The organism is Nocardiopsis oceanisediminis (assembly GCF_048595525.1).
Classification (GTDB): Bacteria; Actinomycetota; Actinomycetes; order Streptosporangiales; family Streptosporangiaceae; genus Nocardiopsis_A; species Nocardiopsis_A oceanisediminis.
Map to the genome: position 1 here is coordinate 6,133,947 of NZ_JAFMZJ010000001.1, position 15,844 is coordinate 6,149,790.

12 protein-coding genes are annotated in these 15,844 nt (G+C 70.9%); 6 read left to right on the forward strand and 6 right to left on the reverse strand.

Annotation, left to right across the window (positions count from 1 at the left end):
• Positions 1-23: 23 nt before the first annotated feature.
• Together J0910_RS26730 and J0910_RS26735 are read right to left on the reverse strand one after the other, a co-directional pair.
• Entirely contained in the window at positions 24-4,934 is a 4,911-nt protein-coding gene (locus J0910_RS26730; protein ID WP_420161297.1) for an NAD-glutamate dehydrogenase, read from the reverse strand.
• 550 nt (positions 4,935-5,484) lie between these two features.
• A complete protein-coding gene (locus J0910_RS26735; protein ID WP_420161298.1) occupies positions 5,485-6,189 on the reverse strand; it encodes an HAD family hydrolase in 705 nt (234 codons plus the stop codon).
• Between the two features lie 137 nt (positions 6,190-6,326).
• Between J0910_RS26735 and J0910_RS26740 the strand changes: the two genes are divergently transcribed.
• Positions 6,327-7,946, forward strand: a complete 1,620-nt coding sequence (locus tag J0910_RS26740) for a hypothetical protein (RefSeq protein WP_420161299.1) — start codon at positions 6,327-6,329, stop codon at positions 7,944-7,946.
• A gap of 95 nt (positions 7,947-8,041) precedes the next feature.
• On the opposite strand, the gene J0910_RS26745 is transcribed toward J0910_RS26740, so the two are convergent.
• Genes J0910_RS26745 through J0910_RS26760 form a run of 4 tightly spaced genes read right to left on the reverse strand, consistent with a single transcriptional unit; the run spans position 8,042 to position 9,861 of the window.
• Positions 8,042-8,527, reverse strand: coding sequence for a hypothetical protein (locus tag J0910_RS26745; RefSeq protein WP_420161300.1), 486 nt, complete (start codon positions 8,525-8,527; stop codon positions 8,042-8,044).
• The gene (locus J0910_RS26750) at positions 8,524-8,856 is read right to left on the reverse strand and encodes a DUF397 domain-containing protein (RefSeq protein ID WP_420161301.1); all 333 of its coding nucleotides are present in this window, start codon (positions 8,854-8,856) and stop codon (positions 8,524-8,526) included. Before J0910_RS26750 ends, J0910_RS26745 begins: the two co-directional genes overlap by 4 nt.
• Entirely contained in the window at positions 8,798-9,001 is a 204-nt protein-coding gene (locus J0910_RS26755; protein ID WP_420161302.1) for a DUF397 domain-containing protein, read from the reverse strand. The genes J0910_RS26750 and J0910_RS26755 overlap by 59 nt, the downstream gene beginning before the upstream one ends.
• Before the next feature lie 5 nt (positions 9,002-9,006).
• Positions 9,007-9,861: a helix-turn-helix domain-containing protein gene (locus J0910_RS26760; protein ID WP_420161303.1), complete on the reverse strand. Its 855-nt coding sequence runs from the start codon at positions 9,859-9,861 to the stop codon at positions 9,007-9,009.
• Between the two features lie 144 nt (positions 9,862-10,005).
• Here J0910_RS26760 and J0910_RS26765 point away from each other — a divergent pair, with 144 nt between their 5' ends.
• The 5 genes from J0910_RS26765 to J0910_RS26785 all read left to right on the forward strand — a co-directional run bounded on the left by J0910_RS26765 (position 10,006) and on the right by J0910_RS26785 (position 15,687).
• Positions 10,006-10,467 (forward strand): ATP-binding protein, encoded by a 462-nt coding sequence (locus tag J0910_RS26765; RefSeq protein WP_420161304.1) that lies wholly within the window; start codon positions 10,006-10,008, stop codon positions 10,465-10,467.
• Positions 10,468-10,509: 42 nt separating this feature from the next.
• Positions 10,510-10,941 carry a hypothetical protein gene (locus tag J0910_RS26770; protein WP_420161305.1) on the forward strand — a complete coding sequence of 144 codons (432 nt, stop codon included), beginning with the start codon at positions 10,510-10,512 and terminating at the stop codon, positions 10,939-10,941.
• A gap of 379 nt (positions 10,942-11,320) precedes the next feature.
• Entirely contained in the window at positions 11,321-12,430 is a 1,110-nt protein-coding gene (locus J0910_RS26775; RefSeq protein ID WP_420161306.1) for a methyltransferase domain-containing protein, read from the forward strand.
• Between the two features lie 397 nt (positions 12,431-12,827).
• Entirely contained in the window at positions 12,828-14,123 is a 1,296-nt protein-coding gene (locus tag J0910_RS26780) for a chymotrypsin family serine protease (protein WP_420161307.1), read from the forward strand.
• A 463-nt stretch (positions 14,124-14,586) separates the two neighbouring features.
• Complete coding sequence (locus tag J0910_RS26785; protein ID WP_420161308.1) at positions 14,587-15,687, forward strand: methyltransferase domain-containing protein; 1,101 nt, start codon at positions 14,587-14,589, stop codon at positions 15,685-15,687.
• Positions 15,688-15,844: the final 157 nt, after the last annotated feature.

A 15,844-nucleotide genomic window follows, 5' to 3' on the forward strand; every position in this document is an offset into this window, starting at 1 on the left:
CCGTCAGCGCCCGGTCCGCCGGGTCACTCCCCGGTCAGGGAGCGGATGGAGCGCAGCGCCACGGAGAGCGTGGCCAGATCGAACCGCTCGGTCTCCCAGATCTCCGAGGTGGTCTCCCCGGCCCGCTTGACCGACTCCAGGTTCTGCTCGGCCCAGTGCGCCGACAGCGACTCGGCCGACTCCTCGGCCCCGCCGGAGCGGAGCACGTCCCGGGTGAGCTCGGCGTGCGTGGCGTACAGGTCGTCGCGGACCGCCGAGCGGGCCATGGTGGCCCACCGGTCGTCCCGCGGCAGCGCGATGATGCGCTCCCGCAGCCGGCTGATCTGCAGCCGGTCGGCCAGGTCGAAGTAGACCTCGGCGGCCTTGCGCAGCGGCCGGCCGGTCTGGTCGGCGACCGAGACCAGGTCGAACACCGAGTAGGCCGGCACCATCCCGGCGACCCGCTCGGCGAGCTCGGCGGGCACCCCGCGCCCCTTGAGGGCGTCCCGGCGCTCCTGGTAGGCGACCAGGTCGCGGCCCTCCAGCAGCTCGGGCAGCTGCGGCACGATCTCCGCGGCGCCCTCGGCGAAGTAGGCGACCTCCTCGCCGATGCCGAACCGGCCCGGGCGGTTGCGCAGCAGCCACCGGGTGCAGCGCTCGGTGAGCTTGCGCGCCTCCAGCAGCATCTGGAGCTGGGTGTCGACGTCGATGACGTGGTCCAGCTCCTCCACCGCCGACCAGAAGCCGCGCAGCCCGAAGACGTCCATCGCCACCAGGTAGGCGCGGGCGATGTCGGCCGGGCCGGCGCCCAGCTCCTCGTTCATCCGGAAGGCGAACGTGGAGCCGGACCGGTTCACCATGTCGTTGACCACCCGGTTGGTGATGATCTCCCGGGCCAGCGGGTGCTCGGGCATGGCGTCGGCGTAGCGCTCGCGCAGCGCGGTGGGGAAGTACTCGGTCAGCGTGGACCGCAGGTAGGGGTCGCCCGGCAGGTCGCTCTCGGCGACCGCGTCCTTCAGCGTGATCTTGGTGTAGGCGATGAGGGTCGCGAACTCCGGCCCGGTCAGCCCCTGGCCGCTGGACCGGCGGGCCGCGATGGCCTTCTCGTCCGGCAGGAACTCCAGCTTGCGGTCCAGGTCGCCGTCGCGCTCCAGCCTGCGCATGTAGCGCGAGTGGACGTGCAGCATCTCGTTGGTCTGCTTGCGGGCGGCGGCCAGCACCACGTTCTGCGCGTAGTTGTCGTCCAGGACCAGTTCGGCGACCTCGTCGGTCATCCCCATGAACAGCTCGTCCCGGTCGGCCTGGGAGAGCCGTCCGGCGCGGACCTCGCGGTCCAGCATGATCTTGATGTTCACCTCGTGGTCGGAGGTGTCCACCCCGGCGGAGTTGTCGATGAAGTCGGTGTTGACCCGGCCGCCGGCCAGCGCGTACTCGATCCGGCCCAGCTGGGTCAGGCCGAGGTTGCCGCCCTCGCCGACCACCTTGCAGCGCAGCTCGGAGCCGTTGACCCGGACCGGGTCGTTGGCCTTGTCGCCGACCGAGGCGTCGGTCTCCACCGACGACTTGACGTAGGTGCCGATGCCGCCGTTCCACAGCAGGTCCACCGGAGCGCGCAGGATGTGCTGGATGAGCTCGAACGGCGTCACCGCGGTGGCGTCGTCCGGCATGCCCAGCGCGGCCCGGATCTGCGGGGTGATCGGGATCGACTTCGCGGTCCGCGGGAAGACCCCGCCGCCCGCGGAGATGAGCTTCTCGTCGTAGTCCGCCCAGGAGCTGCGGGGCAGCTCGAACAGGCGGCGCCGCTCGGCGTAGGAGGACGCCGCGTCCGGGTCGGGGTCGACGAAGACGTGCCGGTGGTCGAAGGCGGCCACCAGCCGGGTGTGCTCGGAGAGCAGCATGCCGTTGCCGAACACGTCGCCGGACATGTCGCCGACGCCGACCGCGGTGAACTCCTCGCTCTGCACGTCGGTGCCCATCTCCCGGAAGTGGTACCTGACCGACTCCCAGGCGCCGCGGGCGGTGATGCCCATGGCCTTGTGGTCGTAGCCGACCGAGCCGCCGGAGGCGAAGGCGTCCCCGAGCCAGAAGCCGCGCCGCTTGGCGATGGCGTTGGCGGTGTCGGAGAAGGTCGCGGTGCCCTTGTCCGCGGCGACCACCAGGTAGTAGTCGTCGCCGTCGTGCCGGACCACGTCCTCGGGGTGCTCCACGTCGCCGCCGACGAGGTTGTCGGTGACGTCCAGCAGGCCGCTGATGAACTGCTGGTAGCACTCCACGACCTCGGCCATCACCGCGTCCCGGTCGCCGCCGGCGGGCAGCCGCTTGCAGACGAAGCCGCCCTTGGCGCCGTTCGGCACGATCACCGAGTTCTTCACCATCTGCGCCTTGACCAGGCCGAGGATCTCGGTGCGGAAGTCCTCCGGCCGGTCCGACCAGCGCAGGCCGCCGCGGGCGACCGGGCCGAAGCGCAGGTGCACGCCCTCCACCCGGGGCGAGTACACGAACATCTCGAACCGGGGCCGCGGGTCCGGCAGGTCCGGGATGGCGTGCGGGTCCAGCTTGAGCGTCAGGTAGGGCTTGCGGAGCCCGGCCGCGTCGGTCTGGAAGTGGTTGGTGCGCAGGGTGGCCTCGATCGCGGCCAGGAAGGAGCGCAGGATGCGGTCCGAGTCCAGGCTGGCGACCTGGTCCAGCTCGCCGCGGACCTCCTCGGTGATGCCCTCGGAGCGCTCCGCGCGCCCGGCGCCGGAGCGGGGGGCGAAGCGCGACTCGAAGAGCTTCACCAGCAGGCTCGCGATGCGCACGTTGGAGACCAGCACCTCGGCCATGTAGGCCGGGGTGAAGGTGCTGCCGGTCTGGCGCAGGTACTTGGCGTAGGCGCGGAGCACGGTGAGCTGGCGCCAGTCCAGGCCGCCGTTGAGCACCAGCGCGTTGAAGCCGTCGGACTCGCCGCGGCCCTCCCAGAGCGCGGTGAAGGCGTCCTCGAAGAGGAACTTCAGCCGGTTCGGCTCGGTCTCGACCGCGCCGTCCAGCGGCGCCAGGCCGAAGTCGTAGACCCAGGCGCGGGCCTCGCCCACGCGCTGCGCTCCCTGCCCGGTGATGCCGTAGGGGCGCTCGTCGACCACCTCGACGCCCATGTTCTCCAGCAGCGGGAGCACCCGGGAGAGCGAGACCGGGGCGCCGCGCCGGTACAGCTTGAGGTGCCAGGCGCCGTCGCCGTCGCCCTTGCGGTGCAGGTTGACCGCGAGCTCGTCCTCGCCGAGCGCGGAGATCCGGGAGATGTCGTCGACCGCGGTGCGCGGGTCGGTGTCGACCTTGTAGCCCTCGGGCAGCGCGGAGCCGAACTCGCGCATCACGTCGGCGGCCTCGTCGGCGCCGAACCGCTCGCTCAGCTCGACCAGCAGGTCGTCGTCCCAGGAGCGGGAGGCGCGGACGATCGCGGCCTCCAGCTCGGCGTGGTCCACCTCGGGCAGCGCCGACTCGCGCGGGGCGCGGACGATGATGTAGAGCCGGGCCAGCGGCGCCGAGCCGACCATCACGCTGTGGTCCAGGGTGGCGCCGGCGAACGCCTCGCCGAGGACCCGCTGCACCTCCATCCGGACCTTGGTGTTGTACCGGTCGCGCGGCATGTAGATGAGGCAGGACATGTACCGGCCGTACACGTCGCGGCGCATGAACAGCCGGGTGCCGCGCCGCTCGCGCAGCCGCAGCACGCCCACCACGACCCGGTGCAGCTCCTCCACCGAGGTCTGGAACAGCTCCTCGCGCGGGAAGCCCTCCAGCACCTCGGTGAGGTCCTTGCCGTCGTAGGACTCGGGTTCGAAGCCGGCCAGGTCGAGCACCTCGGCCAGCTTGCGGCGGAGGATCGGGATCTGCTTGATGCTGCTGGTCACCGCGTCGTGGGTGAACAGGCCCAGGAAGCGGCGCTCGCCGATGATCTCGCCCTCGGCGTTGAACTCCTTGACCCCGATGTAGTCCAGGTAGCGCGGGCGGTGCACGGTGGCCCGGGAGTTGGCCTTGGTGAGCACCAGGACGTGCGGCTCGCGCGCCTTGGCCCGGACCGCGGGCGGCAGCGCCGCGAAGCTCTCCGAGACGTGCGAGTCCATCCGCAGGATGCCCAGGCCGCTGCCGGCGCGGGGCTTGAGGGCCTCGTTGCCCTCCGCGTCGGAGACCAGGTCGTATTCGCGGTAGCCCATGAAGTAGAAGTGGCCGCCGGCGGCCCAGCGGAGGAACTCCTCGCTCTCGCCGATCTCCTGGGACGGCACGCCGCCCTTGGCGAGCACCGGGGCGGAGGAGGCGACCTCCTCGGCCAGCGCCGTGGCGCGGGCGCGCATCTTGCCCTTGTCCTCGTCGACCTCGCGCACGTCGCCGAGGACCCGCTCCAGGTCGGAGGCGACCTGCTTGAGCACCGCGGGGTCGGTCTGGCGGTCCAGCTCCAGGTGCATCCAGGACTCGGCGATCGGCAGCAGGCCCTCGCCGCCCTCCTCCGGCTCGACCTCCAGGAGGCGGCCGTTCAGGTCGCGGGAGACCCGCAGCTGGGGGTGGACCACCAGGCGGACGCCGATGTTCAGCCGGGTGAGCTCCATGGTGACCGAGCCGACGAGGAAGGGGGCGTCGTCGGTGACGATCTGGGCGACGGTGGCGCCGCTGTCCCAGCCGTCCTCGTCCGCGGTCGGGTTGAACACGCGGACCTTGGCGCGGCCCTGCGGGCGCTCCTCGGCGAAGGCGCGGTGCGCCAGCGCGGGGCCGCAGACGCCGGAGGCGGTCCGCTCCTTGAGTTCTTCGGGGGCGACGTGGCGGTAGTAGAGCCGGAGGAAGCGCTCGGCGCCCTCGGGGCCGCCGGCGGCGTCGATCCGCTCGGCGGGGGCGGCGCCGTCCGGAGCGCTCTGGCTCCGCTCGGCCCATTCCGCGATGGCTTCGCTCACCAGTCGGTCCTGAACGGCGTCAGGCTGGGCTGGCATGTTCGATCTCACTCCTTTGTGAGTCGTCGGGGGTCGCCGTGGTTCCGGCCCGCCGGCCGGCGCCACGCGTCATCACGTGGATCATCGGGTGATGTGACTTGTGAAGTTCTGTTACCGCCGGCGGCACCGTGCCGCCCAGCGGTCGCCCGCGGGGGCGGCACGGCCCCGCACGGGGTGCCTGTGCGCACAGGTCGTGGCCGTATCGGCCGGACGCCCTTGTCCGGCCTTCGCCTTGAGACAGGCTACTCCGATTAACACGGGTTCACCCCACTCGACACCTTCATAGCCGTTAACGTTACGTAACCCCACGTTTCAGCTGGAAGAACGCAGCTCGGCACAGGAGGGCCCACTCAGGACGCTACGGCGCCGCACCGGAAGGGGCCAGTGCCCCGGCGCGGCCGTCCGCTTCCGGACAGGGGTTCGGGGAGGGCGGGTTCCCCTCCTTCATACCCGATCCCCTCCGCCGCCGCTGCCGTCCGCTTCGATCCCGGCGGCCGCGCGCACGGCGCGGCCCCGGCACCGGGTCCGGAGCCGGGGCGGGCGGGGCGGTTCAGGCCCGTCCGGGGAGGGCGGTGGCCCTGCGGACCGCGCTCACCACCGCCTGGGCGTCGGTGAGGTCGGGCAGCACCTGCTCGGCCCCGGCGGCGCGCAGCTGCGACTCGGTGGCCGACCCGCTGAGCACCGCGATCGGCGCGGCCCGGCCGATCACCGCGGCCTCCACGTCGCGCACCGAGTCGGTGATGTAGACGGTGGACTCCTCGGGGAAGGCCGCGCCCTTGGCCTCGCCGGCCCGCATCCGGGTGAACTGGATGAGGCCGGCCTTGGGGTAGTGCTCGGAGCCGAACCCGCCGATGGCCAGGTCGAGGTGGCCGTCCAGGCCGAACGCGGAGAGCTTGGCCACCGCGTTGGGCATGATCGTGCCGGTGACCACCGTCTGCACGGTGTCCTCCATCGCGGCGACCGCGGCCAGCGCCTCCCGCGCGCCCTGGGCCGCCCGCCCGCGCGCGGTGAGCTGGTCGCGCCGCCGGGCGAAGCCCTCGGCCAGCGCGTCCAGGTAGGCCGCGAGCGGCTCCTCTCCCGGTTCCCCGTCCACGTCGTTGCGGGCGAAGAACTCGAAGAAGATCTCGGAGTCGGTGCGCCCCGCCGTCGGGGCGAGGTAGACCAGCGGAACCCCGGTGACCCTCTCGAACGCCTCGGCATAGGCGGCGCGCGTGACCTGCGCGGCGTCGACGAGGGTGGGGTCGACATTCCACAAGACCAGGCGGCTGATGGCGGCACTCCTTGCTGGCGAAGGGCTGTCGGTGGCCCCTCCATCTTGCCGTACCCCGGAACCGGTCCCCCGCCGGCGGCGTCCCATCCGGGGTACGGCGCAGGGCGAGAGAGGCGGAGCAGGTGCGGGACAACCTGATCGACCCCGGGTTCTTCTCCGGGGACAACTCCTGGGGCGGCGCGGCCAGCGACCGCGCCCAGAACGAGGCGATCCGGGACCTCAACGCAGAGCTGAGCAGCGCCCGGCGGCGGCTCAACTCCGAGCTCAAGCACATCCGGGGCACCCTGGAGCAGCGGATCGACCGCATCTCCGCCTCCTTCGACGCCTTCGTCGAACTCAGCGACGTGCGCGAGCGGCTCTCCCTGTTCACGCCCTACGCGCGGGTCCGGTACCGGGTGCTCGCGCTGCTGGACGGGGCCGACCGCGACCTCCCCGAGCCCGCCCGGGCGGACGAGCCGGACTACTGGCTGGCGCCCTGCGCCCGCGGCCTGCGGGCGCTGCTGGACGGCGACACCGCCGGAGCCCAGCGGCACTTCTTCGACGGCGCGGAGCTGGACCCGCTCCGGGCGGGCGTGTTCGCGCTGCTCGCCTCGGCGGTGAAGGCTCCGGAGAGCGCCCCGGCGCTGGCCGAGTGGATCCTGCCCGGCGTCCTGCCCGAGCTGCCCGGGGAGCAGGCCGCGTACCAGCGCGCCGTGCTGCTGCTGGCGGTCGAGGGGCGGCTGGGCGAGGCCGCCACCGGGCGCGCCCTGGCGGTCTGCGCGGAGCGGCTGCGCGCCGACGGGGGCGCCGAGGCCGCGGCGGAGCAGGTGTTCCTCGGCGCCGACCGGGACCTGAAGGCGCCCGCCCCGCCGAAGGGCGTCGAACCGGAGGGGGCGCTCGGCGAGGTGCTCGCGGCGGCGCGGCGGCTGGCCGCGATCCGGGCCCGCCTGGAGGAGGCGGGCGGGGCCCCCGCCCCCTCGCCCCCTTCCGAAGGCGAGGACGAGAGCGGCTCCGACCCCGCCGTCCCCGCCGAACTCGCCGAGGCCGACCGGGTACTGCGGCTGCTCGTCGCGGAGGGCGGCAGGCCCGAGGCCGAGCTGCTGCGCCGGGCCGCCCAGCTGCGCGCGGTGGTGGAGAGCGGCGGCTCCGCCGGCTCCGAGACCCCGGTCGCCTCCTGGAAGGACATCGTCGGCTCGGCGAGTGAGGAGGTGCGGGGGATCTGCTCGGAGGCCGGTCCGTCCCCGGCCCGGTCCGCGTTCACCCGCCGGCTGCTCGCCGCTGAGCTGCGCGCCGCCGCCGAGGCCTGCGCCCGGCAGGCGCTGGCCCCGCTCCCGGACCGGGCCGTCGTGCGTCACCAGGGCGGCAGGGTCGACATCGGCCCGCAGGGGGCGGACCCGGAGGACCTGGCCGCGGGCGAGCGGCGCGCGGCCGAGGCGTACCAGGGGGCCGGCGGCTCCCGGGCGCTGCCGATCACGATCGCGTGCGGCGGCGCCATCTTCGCGGTCGGGGCGCTGCTCTCCGGTGAGATGTCCCTGTGGGCCTTCGCGGTCGGCGGGTTCCTGGTCGGCGGGCTCCTCCACCTCAGCGAGAACAAGAAGAGGGACGAAGCACGCTCGTCCGCGGAGGCCGAGGGCGCCCGGTTCCGCGCCAAGGTGGAGGAGTCGGCCTCCGCCTGGCGGGACCATCTCGCCCGGGCCGAGGAGACCCGGTCCCGGGCCGCCGGCGACATCGACGCCGTCCGGCGCCTGCTCGCCTCCGGCTGACCCGGGCCCGGCCCCAGCCCCGATGATCTTGGAGTTGCGGGGCCATCAACGCGCGTTGTCAGCCCCGCAACGTCAAGATCGACGCCAGGGCCGACTCAGCCCTCGCGCGCGGCGCCGTCCGGCCAGATGACGTCGACCGGGACCCCGGCCGCCCGCGCGGCCTCCACGGCGTCCCCGGTGCCGCCCTTCCCGCCGGCGGGACGGCCGTCCCAGACCGCGAAGAGCCGGTCGACGCCGCCCAGGACGACGGCGTTGGCATCGGCGTAGGCGGCCTCGCCCGCGGTCCGGTGCGGCATGTAGCGGACCAGAGCGGAGCGGATGAGCAGCCCGTCGAAGGCGTCCCGGTCCTCCGGGGCGACCTTGGCCTCCCGGTAGTCGGCCGATGGCAGCACGACCTCCAGCCGCCCGCCGGCCGCCAGTACCTCCTCGGCGAACAGCTGGTCGGCGCCTTTCGCCAGGCAGGAGATGCCGACCAGCCCGTTTCCGGTGTGGGGGGCGAGGGCCTCCTTGAGGGCTCGCCGCACCACGTCGACGGCGCCGGCGGCGAGGTTGGAGTGCCCGGTGATCCCGATCCGCGTCATGAGGCCGCCTCGCTGTTTTTCAGGGTCCGGAGGAAGGACGCCCATTCGGTACCGCCGAACACGAGGTGCCCGGCCTCCGGGTTCACGGAGTCCCGCACCGCCGACCGACCAGGCAGGTCAGCCACTTCGACGCAGGCTCCCCGGTTCTGGGAGTACGTCGACTTGCGCCACCCCTCACTCACCCGCCGCTCATACACGGAAGCCACCTCGACGCAGTTGCCACCGGCGTTGCTATAGCTGGATTTGCGCCATACCGCGTTCGCATACGTTTCATGCACAGAAGCCACCGCCCTTGAGGGTTCGGAGGAAGGTCGACCATTCAGCACCACCGAACACGAGGTGCCCGGAATCGAGATTCTTAGAGTCTCGCACAGCCATCTGATCGGACAGCACGGCCACTTCGACGCATTCTCCTTGAGAACCGCTGTAGCTGGACTTCTTCCAACACAGCCCCTCCCTTGAAGCCAAGGCCATCGGAATCATTCCTTCCGCTGCTCATGAACCCGGGCGATGCTCTCCAGCAGCAACCGCGTGGCCTCTCCCTCCTCGGTGGAGACGGCCTGGAGCTGCTCGAACACCGATGAGTAGTCCGCTATCTCCTCTTGCTCAGAGGAGAACCGGCTGGAGTCTTGCCCTTCAATGTAGACCGCCTCGAGACCTTCCCCTTCGACTCGAAGGATGACGAACGACGTGCGGCGCATGCCGGGATGGGCCCCAGCCGAGAACGGAAGCACCCGCAGAGAGACACCACCGTCTCCGGAAAGGTCGATCAGTCTCCGGACCTGCTCGGCCATGACGGCAGGCGAGCCGACCTGCTGCCGAAGCGCCCCTTCGGCGATCACCAATTCAAGATGCGGAGGGCGTTCGCCTTTCAGAACGGCCTGCCGCTTCTTCCGCACCTCGACTTCGCGATCGACATCGCTGTTGGGGCGAAGCGTCGCCTCGATCACGGCCCTCGCATAAGCCTCGGTCTGCACAAGCCCGGGAACGAGCTGCGAGTGGAACATCTCGACGACCGACGCCTGCGCTTCCACATTGGCATATGTCCGATAGCTGCGTTCCAGCTCGTAGGGCTGCCAGCAGTCGGTCCCACGCGCCTGGCGCCGGAGCTCCAACAGCTCCTCGAAACGCTCAGTGATCTCGTACACCTGGCAGAGGCGTTCGAGGGCCGCCGGACCGGGCACCGCTCCCCGGTCACCAGGGGTCTCCCAGCGAGCCAGGCTTCCGCCGCTGGTACGCAGCGCCTGGACGACGTCGTTGAATTTTCGGTCGCCACGCAGCTGCCTGAGCTGTCGAGCGAGGTGCCACTGGGCGAGGGTCGGATTCCGCTCCATCCTTGGATCTTGCCGCTTCTTCGCATTGAGGGACAAGTTGGCCAACTTCTAAATGAGACTTGCAAGTAGCACTTGATTGCGATTCACTGTAACCGCGCTCGCACCGAGCGTGCCACTCTTCTCCCTCCTCCGAGGTGAGCTCTCGTGTCCCTCACGCACGACTTTCAGCCCGATGTCACGACACTGTTCCTACCCGGCCTGCGGCTGGGCGAGGTGCGCACCGCGCGGGAGTACGTCTCCCTCGTCCTGCGCACCGAACCGGCGGACACCCACACCACCGCCGCCCTGCTGACCAGCGAACTCGTCACCAACGCCCTGATCCACGGGGACTCCCGCAACACCGCCTGCCCGCGCACCGGCCTGCTCGCCCGGCGCCGCCCGCTGCACGTCACCGTGGAACTCCTGGCCGCCCAGGTCTGCGTCCTCGTCTGCGGCGCGGGCTCGACCCGCCCCCGCATCGCCCCGAAACCGACCCTGACCTGGGACTCCTCCGGGCGCGGACTGGCCCTGGTCGCCGCGCTCTCCGCCACCTGGGGCACCCACGGCGACGCCGCCTCGCGAACCGTCTGGTTCGCCCTCGACCGCACCGCCGTAGTCGCCGCCTGACCGAACGCCTGATCCGAACCGAGAGGAAACGGGTGAATCCCCATGCCGTCCAGCTCACCGATGCCCCCGAGCACGTCCCCGGCCGCCTCCCAGGCCACCGCCCGGCTGCGCGCCGTCACCTCCCGCCCGCGCGGCCGCCGGTTCGCCCCGGCCGGGGCCCGGCACCGCGCCTACGCGGCCGCCCCGTCCCCCGCCGCCGGCCACGCCCCGGGCCCGCGCACCGGCCCGTCCCCGCACGCCCCCGCCTCCTACCGGGCCGACACCGGCGCCCTCCCCCCGTGGATGCGCCGCACCATGGAAGAACTCGCCCCGGACCGCGTCCCCGCTCCCCCACCGCCGCACCGCCGCGCCCGCCCCCGGCTCCCCCCATCCACGGCCGCCCGGCAGCGCCTCCCGGCCCCCCTCTCCCCCGCCGCCTTCGCCGTTCTCTGCGCCGCCGTCCTCACCGCCTACGCCATCGGCCTGTTCACCTGATGACCCCGTTCACCGCCACTGCTACCGCGATGGCCTGAACCGGCCGCTTCACCTGACAGTCGGCAAGCGCCCCGTTACCGTTGATCACGCTCGGTCGCCTCGCCTGCTCCCTTCCCCCGCCCGGCCTTGAGTGAGAGGTACGACCATGGATCGTTCTCTGCCCTGCGCATCCAGCGACCTGCGCCCCCTCGCACGCGGGGGAGCACGCTCACTGCTTCTCTCCGCCGGTCGGGGCGGGCTGCCGTGCTGCATTCCGAGGGCGGCCGACTGCGGCAAGTGCGGCGGATCAGGCGTGGTCTGGGTCGATAAGGACGGCACCGGCCCTTGGAAGAAAGAAGCCATGGCCTGCCCGGACTGCGGTGGAAGCGGAGTCCTCTGAATGGACCTGGACGAGGCGCATGCCCGGCTGGTCGCCGGCATCGACACCGCGCCCGAGATCCGCAGCGCGTTCGCCGCCCACCCCCGGCACCGGTTCATCCCCGATGTGATCTGGCCCGACGCGACAGGGCTCCCGCTCATCCGAGGGCGCGCTCCCGATGCATGGGCGAGAACCGTCTACACCGACGACGCGGTGACGACCCAGGCCAACGACGGCGGCGCGGGAACCGTCAACACCCCCACCTCATCGTCGTCGGCCCCCCAGGTGATGGCCGACATGATCGAAGCCGCCGAGATCGGACCGGGCATGCGGGTGCTGGAGGTGGGCACCGGGACCGGGTGGAACGCCGCCGTCCTCGCCGAGCTCGTCGGCGCCCATGGCCGGGTGACCACGGTGGAGGTCGACCCGGGCGTGGCCGAGCACGCCCGGCAGGCCCTCGCCGGCACCTCCGCCCGAGTGGTGGCCGGAACCCTGCACGATGCTCCCGGGACCTACGACGCCGTTCTGGTGACGTGCTCCATGAACCGCATCCCCGCAGAACTCGCGGGGTTCCTGGCCCCGGGGGCCGCGGCCGTGCTCCCGTGGTCGCCCGATCCGCAGTCGCACAGCACGCCCGTCGTCGCGCTGCGCGCCGAGGGCGGACGCTTGGCCGGCGGCTTCGTGCGCGAAGGGTCGTTCATGCGGTCCCGGGACCAGCGCCCCCCGGCGGAGCGGTTCCCCGGGCTCGGCGCGGTGCCGGACACCGCGGCGACCTTCGAGACCACGTCGGACGAGGTGATCGACTCCGGGGCGATGACCCCGCTGATGCTCATGCTTCCGGGGGCGCGTCTCGGAGTCGGCATGCGCCCCTTCGACGGGACCCCGCGCAGGATCGTCTACCTCGGCGCCCCGGACGGGTCATGGGCCTACCTTTGGCCGGACGGCGCACTGACGATGGGCGGCCCGACCGCGATCGCGGACCGGTTCACCGCCGCCTTCCGGACACTGGGCAGAGCCGGGTTCCCCGGCCTGGCCGCCTTCCGCCTGGAGGCCGACCCCGGACGGGGGATCTACCAGGTCACCGCCGAGGGCATCGGTGAATGGGCACATGAGCCGGCTCACTCCGCCTGAGCGGCGCCGGCACTCTCTCCTGGAGCGGCTCGCCGATGACCTCACCCCCCACCGCCTTCACGGTCCTGTGCGCCGCCGTCCTCACCGCCTACGCCATCGGCCTGCTCGCCTGACGGTTCCCGGCGCCCCGAAGAGCAGACCAGCGGCATCAGCGACACCGGCACAGCGCTCCCAGCGAACCAACCGGCCTCCGGTAACGCCCCTTACCTGAACAACGGCGGTGCCCTCTTGCCGATCTCAACCAAACATCTCAAATCAACACAAAGACTCGACGGAACACACGTCAATACTTCCCTCTGTCCCCAAGCGGCCATTTCGAACATGGATTCATCTGATGAAATAGGGACCCCTTCTCCGCGGAGGCAGGATGATCCCCCAGAGACCGTTGAGCCGAACCTTGGCGTTCCTCCTCACTGCCACCACACCCCTCGCAACGTTCACCGCGCTGAACACAATGATCTACCCAGAGGAAGCAGTGGCACGAGAAAGTGGAAACCACGAAGGGATGGCCAGGGCGAGCGAGGCCGTACACCGCCTCCATAGAGAAAATCCAGAACTCGTCGAAACCGAAGGATACACGGCCCTGACCCCGACCCGACTCGGAATCGAAGTCAAGTTCAACAGAGAACTCAGTGCTCACGAGAGAGAAAAGATCGAGCGGTCCACCCGCGGGGTACCGATCACCTTCACTGAAGTCACCTACAGTAGAAAACAACTCAAAGAGGTTGTCGATTCCATACGCTCTGACTGGAGAGACTGGAAGGACGACGGAATAGAGATCGCCGTCTTCGGCATCGATGACGAGGCCAACCGCGTCAGAGTCGCCCTGAAGGAGTACAGCGACCGGAACAAGGACCGAATCGAATCAGCCTACGGGGATCCGGTCTACGTCGTACCGGGCGATACCAGAACATCCCCGCAGAGAAAGAACGCCGCAGGGGAGGAGGTCGATGCCCCAGGAACCCCAAAAGTCGGTGACGAGGCCGCGACCGAATACAGCAGGGAGAACGATTCTCCTCCCTGGACCGGCGGCCTCGTCCTTGAAAGCAGTCTGACCGGAGGCCGGTGCAGCGGAGGGTTCACGCTCATAGACACATCCTCCGTCCCCCACCCGATGTACATGACAACTGCAGGACACTGCAGTGGCGGGCGCATCCCCCTCCCAGAGGACACCTTCTACAATGGAAGTGAAAGAAACTCCGTAGGGACGATCAGCGAAAGGTTTTTCAGCTCCGAAGGGGAGATCGACAGCCAGGTAATCCTGTTCGCAGATCAAGGACTCGGCGGATTCGCCGACATATGGGATAACGGAGACACCGGCGAATCACATCGACCCGTCAGGTGGGGTGACCTTATTGACCAGCCGGCAGAAGAGGTCTGCTATAGCGGAGCAGTGACAGGTGAAATATGCGGGGGAATCATCACCGGCACCGAGGAGTGCTTGTCCTACATGGACGGCATCACCTGCGGTCTCACCGAGGTTCGCCACGTCGCCGACCTCACCATGTGCCATCCCGGCGATAGCGGTGGCCCCGTCTTCCGCCCTGAGGTCGACGACCCTTCAGGAGGAGTCGTCGCCAAAGGAACACACGTCGCCTACGCGGAAATATCTGGAAAACCTTACTGCTACTACACCCCGATCAGAACGGTCACCGACCAGCACGGCCTGACGTTGGCTTTGAACCCGGGCTGAAACCGGTCGGCTCCTCTGCACGAAGAGCGGTGGTGGGCCCACCCCTGGTCCCGTCCCTGGTTCTCCTCCCCCACCGCCTTCGCAGTCCTGTGCGCCGCCGTCCTCACCGCCTACGCCATCGGCCTGTTCACCTGATGCCACCCCCTCAGGGGAAACACTCTGTATCTGTTCCGCTGCCCTGTGCCTCTGTAATCTCCAGACATGGTCGGCCCTCAGGACCGGCCCCAGGGCCAAAACGAGCACGATCGCCGGGAGGCCATCCGCGTGGGCAAGCATGAGGAGAAGAAGGAAGGCGACGGCCGGTGGCCCCGCCCTGTCCCCCCGCCCACCGCTGGTGGAACGATGCCGGCGGCCCCTCGCACACCCGCTTCGGCGCCACCGTGACACCGGACGAGCAGTACGTGTGGCTCGACGACCCCGCACACCGGATCTCACCGCCCCTCGGTGAAGCGGCGGGGCTCTCATGAAACCCCCGCCTGAGCGGCGGTGGCGCCCTCTCCTGGAGCGGCTCGCCGATGACCTCACCCCCCACCCGCTCACCGACCCGGCGTGGCGTCGAGCGTTCCTGGACACCCCCCGCCACCTCTTCGTCCCCGGCTTCTACGACGACCGGGGCAGCGAACCGCAGTGGATCGAACCGGGTGCCCCGGGCTGGGCGGAAGCGGTCTACACCGACGATTCGCTGATCACCCAGCTCCAGCGGCATCCCGCCGCCCCCGGCTCCTGGTGGCCGACCAGCTCCTCCAGCCGCCCGTCCCTCATGGTCGCGATGCTGCACGCGCTCGACGTCGGCGACGGCGACCGGGTACTGGAAGTCGGTACCGGTACCGGCTACAACGCGGCTCTGCTCTCCGCCCGCTTGGGCGAGGAGAACGTCGTCACCGTGGACATCGACCCGCGGCTGACCCGGGCCGCCCGCGACCATCTCGCCGCCGCCGGATACCGTCCGTTGGTCGTCACCGCGGACGGCTCACTCGGCTGCCCGGAGCACGCACCTTACGATCGGGTGATCGCCACCCACTCGGTCGAGCGGGTTCCTTACGCCTGGATCGAGCAGACCCGGCCCGGCGGACTGATCCTGGTCGACGTACGCTCGGTGGGCTCGCCCCGGGTGGGGCACCTGGCCCATCTGGAGGTCCGGGGCGATGGCACCGCCGAGGGCGGCTTCCGCCTCCCCGAGCCTGGCTTCTTCATGCCCGCCCGCACCGACCTCACCACCCCGCAGCGGCGCTTTCCGGCCGCGATGGACCTGCGGGAGGCCGTTGAGCGTTCCAGCGCGGTCGGCTCTGGGGGGCTGGAGCCCTCCGGTATGGCGTTCGCGCTGTGGGCGGCCGTCCCCGACGTCGGCATCACCTCGATGAGCGGCAAGGCCCTGCTCTTCACCCCGGACGGCTCCTGGGCCACCGCGGACGGAACGGGCCGTGTGCAGACCGCCGGCCCCCGCGATCTGTGGGCCGAGGTCGAACGGGCACATGCCGAGTGGGTATCGGCAGGGCGCCCTGGAGTCGAGGAGTACCGGATCGAGATCGACCTGCACGGCCAGCGGATCACCCCACCGAAGTGAAGCGGCCCCGCCCCCGCCCGCCACGCCGCACCACCGCCGCAGAGGGGGCGGGCGGGCCCGGGCGCCTGTGTGGGGTGGAACGGCGGGCGGTGGGGACGGAACCCCGACCGCGAAGCTCTGCGATGGGGAGCGTGCGGGCCTCGCGGGGGCGGGCGGT

Coding starts and splice junctions, on each gene's coding strand:
- J0910_RS26730 (WP_420161297.1), bottom strand. CDS start 4,934: ATGCCAGCCCAGCCTGACGCCGTTCAGGACCGACTGGTGAGCGAAGCC.
- J0910_RS26745 (WP_420161300.1), bottom strand. CDS start 8,527: ATGACGCGGATCGGGATCACCGGGCACTCCAACCTCGCCGCCGGCGCC.
- J0910_RS26755 (WP_420161302.1), bottom strand. CDS start 9,001: ATGGCCTTGGCTTCAAGGGAGGGGCTGTGTTGGAAGAAGTCCAGCTAC.
- J0910_RS26760 (WP_420161303.1), bottom strand. CDS start 9,861: ATGGAGCGGAATCCGACCCTCGCCCAGTGGCACCTCGCTCGACAGCTC.
- J0910_RS26770 (WP_420161305.1), top strand. CDS start 10,510: ATGCCGTCCAGCTCACCGATGCCCCCGAGCACGTCCCCGGCCGCCTCC.
- J0910_RS26775 (WP_420161306.1), top strand. CDS start 11,321: ATGGACCTGGACGAGGCGCATGCCCGGCTGGTCGCCGGCATCGACACC.
- J0910_RS26785 (WP_420161308.1), top strand. CDS start 14,587: ATGAAACCCCCGCCTGAGCGGCGGTGGCGCCCTCTCCTGGAGCGGCTC.